The sequence below is a fragment of the Streptomyces sp. NPDC005263 genome, from assembly GCF_042872365.1.
Lineage (GTDB): Bacteria > Actinomycetota > Actinomycetes > Streptomycetales > Streptomycetaceae > Streptomyces.
On sequence record NZ_JBIAKJ010000005.1, the window covers coordinates 1 to 12,819 of the forward strand.

Here is a 12,819-nt window from a genome sequence, read left to right on the forward strand (position 1 = left end):
TCAGCCACGTGATCATTCTGGCCCTCTGGGACTTCCCGACGCAGCAACTGGGCGACACATCACGACAGGGCGAACGAAGCTTGATGCGGCACTAGATCGCCCGGCTACGAGAGCGGGAACTCGAACTCGCCCAGGCGATCGTCACGCACTCGTACTGGAGCGAGTTCGCCCCGGCCGACGTCCTCGCGGTCCGTGACGCGCTCAAGCACCACCACTGCCGCCCTGTTTCGGCATATCGAAGTCGACTGCTCACCGCCGGTTCCTGATCTGGTGGAGGGGCTGTCTCTGGGGTCGCCTGCATGAGGCCGTGTTGCTCCGGCTCGACGACGCCGGCCTCATCAACGTCTCCCGCGCCGTCCTCGACACCGCCGACGTCAGGGCTAAAAAGGGGGCGCATCCATAGGTCCGAGCCCCGTCGACCGGGGCAAGCCGGGTTCTAAGAGGCACATCCTCTCGGACGCGAACGGACTGCCCCTCCTGGTCGGCGTCTCGGCCGGCAGCACCCACGACAGCGAGGGGCTGAAGCCCATGATCGCCGGTCACCAAACGAGGCACGACCCCTACAACGGCCGGCACTTCAAGCCCCAACGCCTGCACGCGGACAAGGCCTACGACTGGACCGACCTGCACAGATGGCTCAGATGGTTCAGATGGCTCGAATCGGCGTGCGCATCCCGCGCAAGGGCTTCGAGTCCAGCGAACGATTAGGGCGACGCCGCTGGGTCATCGAGCGGACCATGTCCTGGCTCTCCGGATACCGCAGACTCAGCCCCCGCTACGAACGCAATCCCCGCAACTACCTGGCCTTCCTCGGACTCGCAGCACGTCCTCTGCTGCTACAAGCGACTCGTCCGCCTCAAGTTACCCGGCGGTCCTGCCCCACAGACCCACCCCCAGGCACCGTGCCGCTCGGCACGGAACAGCCGTGGCTCGCCGCCCCGGTCGCCGAGCGCCGGTCGCCGACCGGGGCGGGCGGTCACTCCGTCAGCGCGCCCATGGCCCGATCGAGCAGGACAGCGAGGGAAACTGTGCCATCGCAGGCCACCCACCCGCTCGCGGCCGCGTCCAGGCAGGCCAGGGCGGCTGCGACCAGCGCGGCCGGCCTGGGATCCTCCGGCCGGCCAGGCGTGGCTTCCAGTCGCCTGGCGATCTCCGGCACCATCTGTTCCTGCCACTGCAACTTCTTCTCGAAGTGCCGGGCGCGCAGTGACGGCGTCTTCTGCAGCAGGCGCAGAAAGCTCAGCGTCTGCTCGGGTGCTTCCTCGTTCACCCGCACCAGGACGTCGAAGGACCGGCGCAGCGCCACCCAGGGCCGCTCCTCGTCGGGGCGGGCGGCGAGGGCTTCCGCAACCTGCTGGCCATCGCCCTCCAGACCGCCCAGCACGATGTCTTCCTTGGTCCCGAAGTACCGGAACAGGCTGGCGCGCGACAGACCCGTTTCGGCGGCGATCTGGTCGGCGGTCGTCCGGTCGAAGCCCTGATCGGTGAAGAGCCGGAGCGCCACTTCGGTGACTTCCGCCCGGACTGTCGCCCGCATGCGTTCACGCAGACCGGGCGGCTTCGGTGGGGTGTGGCTGGCGGTGCTGGCGGAGTCGGTCATACGAGGAATCTTACCGTCACGACTCAACTTGAGACTCCGTCTCGATCGAGAACTGCATCTCACCCGATCGCAACCGGACAGCAAATCATCTTGAGACTTAGTCTCATGCAGATGTAGAGTCTCCCCACGGTGTTTCACTGCGAACGGAGTGCTGCGAACCGGCACACCACCAGGCTGCCGCCTGCCTCTCTCACCCGACCCATTCTTTGAAGGAAGCTGCTATGACTACCGCGTTCGACCCGATCGACCTGAGCGGCAAGGCGCTGGCCAACCGCATCGCGATGGCGCCGATGACCCGCAGCCGAGCCGACGCTCCCGCAGCCACGGCGACGGAGCTGATGGCCACCTATTACGCCCAGCGCGCGAGCGCCGGCCTGATCATCACCGAGGGCATCCAGCCGTCGGTTGTCGGCCAGGGCTACACCAACACCCCCGGCCTGCACTCCGCCCAGCAGGTCGACGCCTGGCGGAAGGTGACCGACGCCGTCCACGCCCAGGGCGGCACGATCTTCGCGCAGCTGATGCACACCGGCCGGATCAGCCACCCCAGCCTGCTGCCGGACGGACTCATCCCCGTCGCCCCCTCTTCCGTCGCGGCGGCGGGCCAGGTGTTCACCTACCAGGGCCCCCAGGACTACGTCACGCCGAAGGAACTGGACCAGGGCGACATCGCCCAGACGATCGCCGACTACGCCGACGCCGCGCGCAACGCGATCGCCGCCGGTTTCGACGGCGTGGAGATCCACGGGGCGAACGGCTACCTGATCCACCAGTTCCTCGCCCCCAACACCAACCTGCGCACCGACACCTGGGGAGGCGGCGCCACGGGCCGGGTCCGCTTCGGCATCGAGGTCGCCACGGCCGTCGCGGAGGCGATCGGCGGCCACCGGACCGGCTTCCGCATCTCCCCCGGCAACCCCTACAACGACATCGCCGAGACCGACCCGGCGGACGTGCTGGAGACCTACACCACCCTGACCGCCGGACTCGCCCGGCTGGACCTCGCCTACCTGCACCTGCTCGAGAGCCCGGACCGCGACCTGACCAACCGGCTGCGCAAGGACTGGCCGACCGCGTTCATCCTCAACCCCTTCACCCACCCCGAAACCACCGGCCCCGACGCCCTCGCCCTCATCGAGGACGGCACCGCGGACATCATCGCCTTCGGCGCGCTGTTCCTGGCCAACCCCGACCTGCCCGCCCGCCTCGCCGCCGGCGGCCCCTACAACACCCCCGATCCGGCCACCTTCTACGGCGGCGACCACCGCGGCTACACCGACTACCCGGCGCTGCCCGCCGACAGCGCATGACCTGAAAAGAAGTCACCACCCGCGGGGCACGGCAAGACAGAACGCGGGTTCCAGGCCGCAGGCCCGAGTCCTTCTCATCCAGCCCTGTGCCTGATGGCGCTCCCCTAACAACGAGCCCTCGGGTGAACCGGAGGAATGACACAGTGGAGATCGAGCTGCGGATCAACGGATCCGCTCGAAGACTGGACGTCGCGCCGCAGGTGAGCCTGCTCGACGCGCTGCGCGAGTACCTGGGCCTGACCGGCACCAAGAAGGGCTGCGACCAGGGCGCGTGCGGCGCCTGCACGGTGCTGGTCGACGGCCGGCGGATCAACGCCTGCCTCGCGCTGGCGGTGCAGTACCAGGGCCGTGACATCACGACCATCGAAGGCGTCGACCACCCGTTGCAAGCGGCGTTCGTCCGTACCGACGGATTCCAGTGCGGCTACTGCACGCCGGGCCAGATCTGCTCGGCGATCGGCATGCTCGCCGAGCACAAGGAAGGCGCGCCCAGCGCGGCCACCGAGCATCTCGCCGCCACCGGCGGGGAGCTGGACGAGACAGAGATCCGGGAACGGATGAGCGGCAACCTGTGCCGCTGCGGCGCCTACAACGGCATCGTCGCGGCGATCAGGGAGGTCGCGAAGTGAAGCCGTTCTCCTACCTCAGCGCACCGGACGTGGGCACGGCGCTGCGCACGATCGCGGACGGCGACGACGTGATGTTCCTCGCGGGCGGGACGAACCTCGTCGACCTCGTGCGTGCGGGCATCGAACACCCGGCGACGGTCGTCGACATCACCCGCCTGCCGCTGACCGGGATCGAGGAACTGCCGGGCGGCACCATCCGCGTCGGCGCACTGGTGACCAACAGCGGGCTCGCGGCGGACCCTCTCATCAGGACCCGCTATCCGGTCCTGGCGCAGGCCATCCTGCTGGGAGCCTCGGCCCAGTTGCGGAACATGGCGACCGTGGGAGGCAACCTGCTGCAGCGCACCCGCTGCATGTACTTCTACGACGAGACCTCCGCGTGCAACAAACGCGCACCCGGCAGTGGTTGTGACGCGATCGGCGGGTTCTCCCGCGGCAGTGCGGTGCTGGGGGCGAGCGAGCACTGCATCGCGACGCATCCCTCGGACATGGCGGTGGCGCTGGTGATGCTCGACGCGGTCGTCGAGGTGGAGAGCGTGCGCGGCGTGCGGCGTGTCCCGGTCGCCGATTTCCACCGGCTGCCCGGCGACACGCCCCACGTCGAGACGGTGCTGGCCGCCGACGAGCTGATCACAGCGATCGAGCTGCCGCCGGTGCCGGTCGCGGCGCACTCGCGCTACCGCAAGGTCCGCGACCGTGCGTCGTACGCGTTCGCCCTGGTCTCGGTCGCCGCGGCGCTGGCTGTCGAGGACGGGGTGGTCAGCGAGGTACGGCTCGCTCTGGGCGGAGTCGGCACCAAACCCTGGCGCGCCGCCCGAGCCGAACACGCGCTCCTCGGCCGGCCGGCGACCGAGGAAGCCTTCCGCCGGGCAGCGGAAGCCGAGCTCGCCGCCGCGGTGGGCGGGCCGCAGAACACCTTCAAGATCGAGCTCGCGCAGCGCACGATCGTGGCGACCCTGCGGCAGCTGACCGACGGGAGCGCCGCCTGATGCCGAGAGGAAGTGGGAAAACGGGTATGACCACGATCGGACAACCGCTCGACCGCGTCGACGGCGGCGTCAAGACGACCGGCGCCGCGAAGTTCGCCGCCGAGCACTTCTATCCCGGCCTCACGCACGCCGTACTCGTGCACGCCACCGTCAGCCGCGGCCGGATCACCGCCCTGCACACCGCCGAGGCGAGTGCGGTGCCGGGAGTGGTCGCCGTCATCACTCACCTCAACGCGCCCCCTCTGAAACCGGCTCCCAAGCCCAGCATGTTCAACCTCACCACCACGTTCTCCGGCACCTCGGTGAACTACCTGCAGAGCGACGAGGTGCACTGGGAGGGACAGCCGATCGCGGTGGTCGTCGCGGAGACCTCAGCCGCTGCCCGCGAGGCAGCCGCACTGGTGCGCGCCGAGTACATGGTGACCACGTCCGTGGTGGACTTCGAGGCTGCCGAGAAGGACGCCCGGCCTCAGCCGAACGACTCGTTCTTCCCCCGAGGCGCCGAGAAGGGCGATGCGGAGGCCGCGCTCAAGGCCGCCCCGGTGGCGCTGGACCTGCGCTACACGACTCCGCCGCAGAATCACAACGCGCTCGAACTGCACGCCACCACCGCCGTCTGGGACGGCGACCGGCTCACCGTCCACGACGCGACGCAGACCATCGACTGGTTCCGCACCCATCTCGCGCTGCGGTTCTCGGTCCCCATGACCAACGTACGGGTGCTGGCGCCCTTCGTCGGCGGCGCCTTCGGCGGCAAGTCCGCGATCTGGCCCGGCACCATCCTCGCCGCGCTGGCAGCGCGGGCGACCAGCAGGCCCGTGCGGCTGGTGCTCTCGCGGGAGGCGGTCTACCGCACGGTCGGTGGGCGTACCCCTTCCGTCCAGCGGGTCGCGCTGGGGGCGGACCGCGGCGGCAAGCTGACCTCGCTGGTACACACCAGCATCATCCGAACCGGGCGGATAGGCGGTCCCTTCGAGCAGGTCACCTCCGCGACCCAGCATCTCTACGCTGCCGACAACATCCTCGCGCGGCATGACCTCGTGCAGCTCGACCTGTTGTCGAACACCTTCATGCGGGCGCCGGGTGAGGCGATCGGCACCTTCGCGCTGGAGTCCGCGATCGACGAACTGGCCTGTGAACTGGGCATGGACCCGATCGAGCTGCGCCTGCGCAACGAGACCGCGGTCGCCCCGGTGGACGGGAAGAAGAAGTTCTCGCACCGCAGGCTGCGAGAGCTGTACGCGCTGGGCGCGGAGCGGTTCGGCTGGCACGAGCGTGGCCCCGAGCCGCGTTCCAGGCGCGAGGGCCGGTGGCTGGTCGGGACGGGCGTGGCAACGGCGTTCCACCCTGCGTTGATGATGCCGGTCAATGTCACGGTCCGCCTGTCGGCCGACGGGAGCGTGCTGGTGCGCTGCGGCTTCAACGAGATGGGCATGGGCGGCGCCACGGCCCAGGCCCAGATCGCGGCCGATGCGCTGGGCGTGCCGTTCGACGCCGTCCGCGTGGAGTACGGCGACTCCGCGCTGCCGATGGGGCCGGCCGCCGCCGGATCCGTCCAGACCGCGAGCGTCGCGGCCAGCGTCGTCCAGGCGTGCGAGGAGCTGACGCAGAGGCTGAAAACCCTGGCAGGCAAGACGGGCGGCGTGAGCAACGAGGAGATCCTCCGGCGCGCGAAGGTGCCGCACGTCGAGGCCGTCGTCGGGTCGGAGACGCGGCTCGGCCGGATCGGCGGGCGTGCACGGTTCCTCCCGGGCTTCCTCTTGGGTGCCCAGCGGTGGGTGAAAGCCGCCACGGGTGTGCAGTTCTGCGAGGTGAAGGTCGATGCCGAGACCGGCGAGACGCGGGTGTCGAGGTGGGTCGGGGTGTTCGACATCGGCACGGTGGTCAACTCGAAGACGGCGGCCAGCCAGCTGCGCGGCGGCATCGTGATGGGCCTGGGCCTGGCGATGGCCGAGGAGACCCTCGTCGACCCGCGCAACGGACGCATCATGAACCCGAGCCTGGCCGAGTACCACGTCCCCGTGCACGCGGATGTCCCGCCGATCGACGTGTCCTTCCTGGACGACCCGGATCCGAAGATGCCGCTCGGCATCATCGGCGCGGGCGAGGTGGGCATCACGGGTGTGGGAGCGGCCGTGGCAAACGCCGTCTATCACGCGACCGGCAAGCGGGTGCGGGACCTGCCGATCACATTGGACAAACTGCTCTGAAGCGACGGCGGTCAAGCTCTTGTCGCGCCGGGCCGTTCGGGCGCCTGCGGTGCGACGAGCGACTGAGCCGCCTCATGGCAGATCCGCGCCATCCGACCACCACAAGAAAGAAACACCATGCTGGACATCGCGAACGAGCTGAACCGGTGGCTCGAGGAAGGACGCGATTTCGCCGTGGCCACTGTCGTGGCCGTCAGCGGCAGCTCACCGCGCGGGCCGGGCGCCGCGCTCGCCGTCGACGCCGACGGCACCGCCATCGGATCGGTGTCCGGTGGTTGTGTGGAAGGCGCGGTCTACGACCTGTGCACCCAAGCGCTCGCCGACGGTGAGACGGTGCGCGAGCGGTTCGGCTACAACGACGAGGACGCCTTCGCCGTCGGGCTGACCTGCGGCGGCGTCCTCGACATCCTGGTCACCCCCATACCCGCCGACGGACCGGACAGGAAGACCTTCCAGACGGCGCTGTCGGCCGCCGCCCGGGGCGAGGCGGTGGCACTCGCCCGCGTGGTCCGTGGCCCGGCGGAGCTCGTTGGCCGAGCGCTGGCGATCCGCCACGACGGATCCTTCGAAGGTGAACTCGGCGGACATCCCGACCTGGACCGCGCCGTCGTCAACGAAACCCGCTCCCTGCTCAACGCCGGCCGCACAGGCACCTTCGACATCGCGGCGAGCGGAGCGAGATGGGGGTCCCCCCGGACGGAGTCTGACGGAGGATCCCACTGCGAGCCGGACCTGACCCTGTTCGTCGAGTCGAGCGTCCAGGCGCCCCGCATGCTCGTCTTCGGCGCCATCGACTTCGCCGCGGCCCTGGTACGCATGGGCAAGTTCCTCGGCTACCACGTCACCCTGTGCGACGCCCGACCCGTCTTCGTCACCCGGTCACGCTTTCCCGAGGCCGACGACATCGTGGTCGACTGGCCGCACCGCTACCTACGCCGTACCCAGACCGACAACCGCACAGTGGTGTGCGTCCTCACCCACGACGCCAAGTTCGACGTACCCCTCCTGGAGACGGCCCTGCGACTGCCGGCCGCCTACATCGGCGCGATGGGCTCACGCCGCACCCACGAAGACCGCGACCGCAGACTCCGCGACATCGGCCTCACCGACGCCGAACTGACCCGCCTGCACTCACCCATCGGCCTCGACCTCGGCGCCCGCACACCCGAGGAGACCGCCCTGTCCATCGCCGCTGAGATCGTCGCCGCCCGCCACGGCGGAACAGGTCTCCCGCTGAGCGGCTCGCACCTACCGATCCACCACGACCGAACCGACCGCCAAGTCAACGGGAACACCTCACCCGCCCTGACGGCAGGGGTCGCATCTGCCGGTGCGCTGTCCGCCTGAGGGCCCGGTGGACGCCACGAACCGTCGGTCCCCGGGCCACCGGCACGCACGACGGCGGCCGACAGCCGAGGACCGGAGGCGGCACCCGCGCGCGAGTCAGCCGACCTCGAGCACGATCTTCCCGAGGTGATGGCTGCGCTCGAGTGCGGCCTGAGCCTCGAGCGCCTGGGTCCACGGGAACGTCCGGTCGACGACGGGGCGGAGGGCGTCGGCCGCACTGTTGAGATCGATCCCGGCTCGTAGGGCCCTGACGACTTCTGCCTTCTCGTCAGGGGTGCGGGTACGGAAGGTCGTACCGATGATCTCCAACCGCTTGCGGGCGAGCTCCTCCAGGTCCAGCACTCCCTCCGCCCCTCCGAGGCGGCCGACGCCGACAATGCGTCCACGCACTGCCGCGGCGCGGATGTTCGCCGGCAGGTAAGGGCCTCCCACATGGTCGACGATGACGTCGGCTCCGGCTCCTTCGGTCACCTCCTGGACCCGGTCGGCGAAGTCGTGCTCGCTCGCGCTGATCAGCTCGTCGAGTCCCAGCTGCCGCAGGGCCGTGCTGTCGCGCCCCGACCGGGAGGTGCCCAGGACCCGCCCGGCACCGAGCTGCCGGGCGACCTGGATCGCCTGGGTGCCCACGCCACTGGCGGCGGCGTGGATGAGGACCGTCTCTCCCGGCTGGAGCCGTGCGGCCGTTGACAGCGCGTTGTGCTCCGTCATCAGGCCGATGACCGCGGCAGCGGCCTCGCCGTAGGACCAGGTTGCCGGGACGGGGATCGCCATGGCCGCCGGGATCACGATCTCCTCGGCCAGCCCGCCGCTCGCCATCGCCATGATCCGGTCACCGGGCTGGACACCGGTCACCTGCGCGCCGACCTCGATCACCTCCCCCGCGGCGTCGATCCCGGCGATCTGCGGACCCTGGGCCGGGGCGGCGGCCGTATGGGTTCCGGCCCGGATCAGCAGATCGGCACGGTTCACCGAGGCGGCGCGCACGGCGAGCCGTACGTCCTTGGGACCGAGCGCCTGGGCGGAGATGTCGGTGAGGTCAAGCGTCATTCCGTCGTCTGCGGGGACGATCAGCATGGCTTTCATGGTGCTCCTGAACGATTGTTCTAGATGTGGTTGGGCGTGGTCGACAGGCCGGAGCCACCGGTCAGTTGGGACGGAACCCGAAGTCCGTGCCGACCGTGCTCTCCCACCGGGAGGTGATGTACTTCGGCCGGGTGTAGAAACTCCACGACGCGTTGTTCAGGCCGGTGTCGCCGAACACCGAGCCCTTCCACCCCTGTACCGCGTAGGCGGCGACCGGGACCGGGATGGCCACGTTGACGCCGACCATGCCCGCCGTCGCCTCACGCTCGAAGTGGCTGGCGGCCGCGCCGTTGCTGGTGAAGATCGAGGCCCCGTTTCCGTAGCGGTGCCCCCGGATCAGATCGATGGCCTCGTCGAGGGTGTCGACGCGCAGCACCACGAGAACGGGTCCGAAGACCTCCTCCTGGTAGGCCCGGGAGGTGAGGGGAACGTCGGCGAGCACCGTCGGCCCGACGAAGTAACCGCTCTCATACCCGGGAACGGTCTCCGTGCTGCGGTCGACCACCGCACGAGCCCCGTCGGCGATGGCTTCCTTGACCAGGTGCCGGATGCGCTCCTGCGCCCGCCGGCTGACGACTGGCCCGACCTCGGTGCCGGGCACGTCACCGGCGTTCACGCGGACCGCCGTCGCGCGGCTCCGCAGGCGTTCCAGCAGCGGCTCGTCGCTCTCACCGACCACCACGGCGACGGAGACGGCCATGCACCGCTGGCCCGCCGCGCCGAAGGCGGAGGACGCCAGTTGGTCGGCGACCACGTCCAGGTCCGCGTCGGGCATGACCACCAGGTGGTTCTTGGCGCCGCCGAAGGCCTGCGCCCGGCTGCCCGAGGCCGAGGCGCGGCTGTACACCGCCTGGGCAACGGCGCTGGAGCCGACGAACGACACCGCCTGGACACGCGGGTCGTCGATGAGCTGCTCGGCCGCGTCCTGTCGCCCGTGGACCACGTTCAGCACTCCGTCGGGCAGCCCGGCCCGCTGGAACAGTTCCGCGATCTTCATCGCGGTGCCGGGGTCCTGCTCGCTGGGCTTCCAGATGAAGGTGTTGCCGGCCGCCAGAGCCACCGGCGCCATCATCATCCCCATCATGAGGGGGAAGTTGAACGGCGTGATGCCGAGGCAGATACCCACGGGGTGCAGGACCGACCTGGTGTCGATGCCGGGTCCGGTCTGCTGCGACGTGGCGCCCTGCGCCAGGGCGGGTCCGCCGGTGGCCAGGTCGACGGACTCCAGCGCCCGGGACACCTCACCGGCCGCGTCGTCGAGGGTTTTGCCGTGTTCGGCGGTGATCAGTGCGGCGATCTCCTCGCGCGACTCCAGCAGGAGTTCACGGAAGCGGAAGATGACCTGGGCGCGCCTCGACTGCGGTGTGCGTGCCCAGGCGTCCGAAGCGGCCTCGGCCGCGTCGATGGCGCGCCGGACGGTCCGCGGTCCGGCCATGCGTACCACGGCGATCTGCTCGTCGGTTGCCGGATTGACGACCGGCAGGTCCTCGTCTCCTTCGTCGACGAGCTGCCCGTTGATCCAGTGGCTGACCCTGCGCATAAAGAAGTCTCCTGGTGGTGTGGTGCGTACCGGTGAGCCGGTCAGTCGGCAGCGGGGGCCGTACGGGTGTCAGGGCCGCTGTCGATCTCGCCCGACGCCAGCTTGACCAGGGCAGTGAAGTCCAGCTGGCCTTGTCCGGCCGCGATCAGCCGGTCCAGCAGCTTCGCCGCCTGGTGTGTCATCGGCACGCGGACATCGTGCGACCGGGCGGCGTCGAGGGCGAGACCGACGTCCTTGCGCATCAGTCCCGCGGTGAAGCCGGGCACGAAGTCCTGGTTCACGGGGGCGGTGGGCACGGTTCCCTTGATCGGGTAGAAGTGTCGCAGCACCCAGCTGTCGCCGCTGGAGGTCCGGGCCACTTCGAGGAAGGTCCGTGCGTTGAGGCCGAGGCGCTCGGCGAGCACCACGGCCTCCGAGAGACTGGCCATGTTCATGGCCAGCATCATGTTGTTCACCGTTTTGGCGCTCTGCCCGCAACCGCTCCCGCCGAGGTGGAAGAGGTTCTTTCCCATCGCGGCCAGCAGCGGACGCACCTGTTGGAAGGCCTCGACGGCGCCCCCCACCATGAAGGTGAGCGTGCCGTTCGCGGCCCCCTCGGTGCCGCCCGAGACCGGCGCATCGAGGAATTGACGGCCGTCACGCTCGACGTCCCGGGCGATCGCACGGGCTTCCGAGGGACTGATCGTTGATGAGTCAACAAAGATCGCGTGCGGGCCGACCAAACGCTCCGCCCCCGACTCCAGCAACACCTTCCGTACATGGTCACCCGTCGGCAGCATGGTGAACACCACATCGGCCTCCCGGGCCGCGTCGGTCAGGGAGGAGGCGACCGTCAGACCATCCTCTTCTGCGGCCACCCTGGCCGTTGCGGAGCTGTCGTAGACGTGGACCTCGAAGCCGTCCCTTTGAAGGTGCGACACCATCGGCAGCCCCATGTGCCCGAGTCCGACCCAGCAGATTTTCACAGGTCCCGCTCCCCTCATCGCCCTTGCTGCGAGGACGCCATCCGGTCCCGGCCGCCTTCAGTCTCGTGGTGACGCGGCTCGCTGAGAAGAACCAGATGGGCGCACCAGGTGTGCAAGGATGCACACCTCGCATGTGATACGCGACAGGCCTAGCGAAGGAGACCTCGGATGCGCACCGACGATCTGCTCATCCTGCTGGAGGTTGCCCGCTGCGGCTCCTTCCTTCGTGCGGGCTCTGCCCTGGGAGTCGATCACACGACGGTGTCCCGGAGGATCGGAGCGATGGAACGGGAACTCAAGGCGCCTTTGGTGGAGAGGGGTGTGCAGGGATGCACGCTGACTCCGGTCGGCCAACAGCTTCTACGCTCGTGCGAGCAGGTGGAGTCCGCAGTGATGGCGTTCCGGCAGTTGTGCGGTCAGCCCGCCCCCGCCCCTGGCGACCTCCACGGCCTGGTGCGGATCGCCACGACCGAGGCGTTCGGGACGTACATGGTCGCTCCGTTGATGGCGCGGCTGCACGCCGAGAACCCGGGGCTTCACGTCGAGATCGTCACCCAGACACGGCTCAGCTCCTACGGGGTCGGCGCCGACATAGAAATCGGAGTCGGCGATCCCGTGCACAGTCGTCCCAACTCCGAGAAACTGACTGACTATCGACTGGGGCTGTACGCGTCAAGTGCCTATTTGCGTGCGCACGGAGCACCGGGATCGACCAGGGACCTGCCGGACCACTCTCTGATCTATTACGTCGAAGGGCTTCTTCGGGTGGAGGATCTCGACGTGCTCGGCCGGTTCACCTCGGCGACCCATGCGGCCTTCGGCTCCACGAGTGTCCATGCCCAGTTGCAGGCAACGCTGCACGGTGCCGGGATCGGGCTGCTGCCGGCCTTCGCGGCCGAGCGTGAACCGTCCCTCGAGCGAGTGCTCTTCGACGAGGTCGCCATCGTGCCTCAGTTCAGTTTCCACCTGGTCCCCGGCCAGTTGAGGCGCCCGGCCGCAACGAAGGTGATGCAGGCGATCCGCTCCGAGGTGCACGCGAGGCGGGACGAGTTGCTGCCTGCGGCGCAGTCCATGCCTGCGTAGTCCGGGTCCAGTCAGACGAAGAGCGGTCCTGTCGACGGTCAGGTAATTCCCCACGACGATGAT

General features: G+C 69.3%; 10 protein-coding genes and 1 pseudogene. 7 read left to right on the forward strand and 4 right to left on the reverse strand.

The features are described 5' to 3' along the window. Positions 1-214: 214 nt before the first annotated feature. A pseudogene (locus ACFYRY_RS22650) lies at positions 215-858 on the forward strand (IS5 family transposase); the annotation flags it as partial. A gap of 118 nt (positions 859-976) precedes the next feature. Here ACFYRY_RS22650 and ACFYRY_RS22655 read toward each other — a convergent pair. Beyond that, entirely contained in the window at positions 977-1,600 is a 624-nt protein-coding gene (locus tag ACFYRY_RS22655) for a TetR family transcriptional regulator (protein ID WP_389148431.1), read from the reverse strand. 221 nt (positions 1,601-1,821) lie between these two features. On the opposite strand from ACFYRY_RS22655, the gene ACFYRY_RS22660 reads away from it, so the two are divergent. From ACFYRY_RS22660 to ACFYRY_RS22680, 5 genes are all read left to right on the forward strand, one after another. Next, positions 1,822-2,910, forward strand: a complete 1,089-nt coding sequence (locus tag ACFYRY_RS22660) for an alkene reductase (RefSeq protein ID WP_389148434.1) — start codon at positions 1,822-1,824, stop codon at positions 2,908-2,910. 143 nt (positions 2,911-3,053) lie between these two features. Continuing rightward, positions 3,054-3,539 (forward strand): (2Fe-2S)-binding protein, encoded by a 486-nt coding sequence (locus tag ACFYRY_RS22665; protein ID WP_389148437.1) that lies wholly within the window; start codon positions 3,054-3,056, stop codon positions 3,537-3,539. Next, a complete protein-coding gene (locus ACFYRY_RS22670; protein ID WP_389148440.1) occupies positions 3,536-4,528 on the forward strand; it encodes an FAD binding domain-containing protein in 993 nt (330 codons plus the stop codon). The genes ACFYRY_RS22665 and ACFYRY_RS22670 overlap by 4 nt, the downstream gene beginning before the upstream one ends. A gap of 26 nt (positions 4,529-4,554) precedes the next feature. Next, positions 4,555-6,738, forward strand: coding sequence for a xanthine dehydrogenase family protein molybdopterin-binding subunit (locus ACFYRY_RS22675; RefSeq protein WP_389148443.1), 2,184 nt, complete (start codon positions 4,555-4,557; stop codon positions 6,736-6,738). A gap of 117 nt (positions 6,739-6,855) precedes the next feature. Further along, the gene (locus tag ACFYRY_RS22680; protein ID WP_389148447.1) at positions 6,856-8,085 is read left to right on the forward strand and encodes an XdhC family protein; all 1,230 of its coding nucleotides are present in this window, start codon (positions 6,856-6,858) and stop codon (positions 8,083-8,085) included. 96 nt (positions 8,086-8,181) lie between these two features. Here ACFYRY_RS22680 and ACFYRY_RS22685 read toward each other — a convergent pair whose 3' ends face one another. The 3 genes from ACFYRY_RS22685 to mmsB all read right to left on the reverse strand — a co-directional run bounded on the left by ACFYRY_RS22685 (position 8,182) and on the right by mmsB (position 11,673). Continuing rightward, positions 8,182-9,168 (reverse strand): zinc-binding dehydrogenase, encoded by a 987-nt coding sequence (locus ACFYRY_RS22685; protein ID WP_389148450.1) that lies wholly within the window; start codon positions 9,166-9,168, stop codon positions 8,182-8,184. 61 nt (positions 9,169-9,229) lie between these two features. Continuing rightward, the gene (locus ACFYRY_RS22690) at positions 9,230-10,708 is read right to left on the reverse strand and encodes a CoA-acylating methylmalonate-semialdehyde dehydrogenase (protein WP_389148453.1); all 1,479 of its coding nucleotides are present in this window, start codon (positions 10,706-10,708) and stop codon (positions 9,230-9,232) included. Between the two features lie 41 nt (positions 10,709-10,749). Then, entirely contained in the window at positions 10,750-11,673 is a 924-nt protein-coding gene (mmsB, locus tag ACFYRY_RS22695) for a 3-hydroxyisobutyrate dehydrogenase (RefSeq protein ID WP_389148457.1), read from the reverse strand. Between the two features lie 168 nt (positions 11,674-11,841). On the opposite strand from mmsB, the gene ACFYRY_RS22700 reads away from it, so the two are divergent. Next, a complete protein-coding gene (locus ACFYRY_RS22700; RefSeq protein WP_389148460.1) occupies positions 11,842-12,756 on the forward strand; it encodes a LysR family transcriptional regulator in 915 nt (304 codons plus the stop codon). Positions 12,757-12,819: the final 63 nt, after the last annotated feature.

Coding starts and splice junctions, on each gene's coding strand:
- ACFYRY_RS22655 (WP_389148431.1), bottom strand. CDS start 1,600: ATGACCGACTCCGCCAGCACCGCCAGCCACACCCCACCGAAGCCGCCC.
- ACFYRY_RS22675 (WP_389148443.1), top strand. CDS start 4,555: ATGACCACGATCGGACAACCGCTCGACCGCGTCGACGGCGGCGTCAAG.
- ACFYRY_RS22685 (WP_389148450.1), bottom strand. CDS start 9,168: ATGAAAGCCATGCTGATCGTCCCCGCAGACGACGGAATGACGCTTGAC.
- ACFYRY_RS22690 (WP_389148453.1), bottom strand. CDS start 10,708: ATGCGCAGGGTCAGCCACTGGATCAACGGGCAGCTCGTCGACGAAGGA.
- ACFYRY_RS22660 (WP_389148434.1), top strand. CDS start 1,822: ATGACTACCGCGTTCGACCCGATCGACCTGAGCGGCAAGGCGCTGGCC.
- ACFYRY_RS22680 (WP_389148447.1), top strand. CDS start 6,856: ATGCTGGACATCGCGAACGAGCTGAACCGGTGGCTCGAGGAAGGACGC.
- ACFYRY_RS22700 (WP_389148460.1), top strand. CDS start 11,842: ATGCGCACCGACGATCTGCTCATCCTGCTGGAGGTTGCCCGCTGCGGC.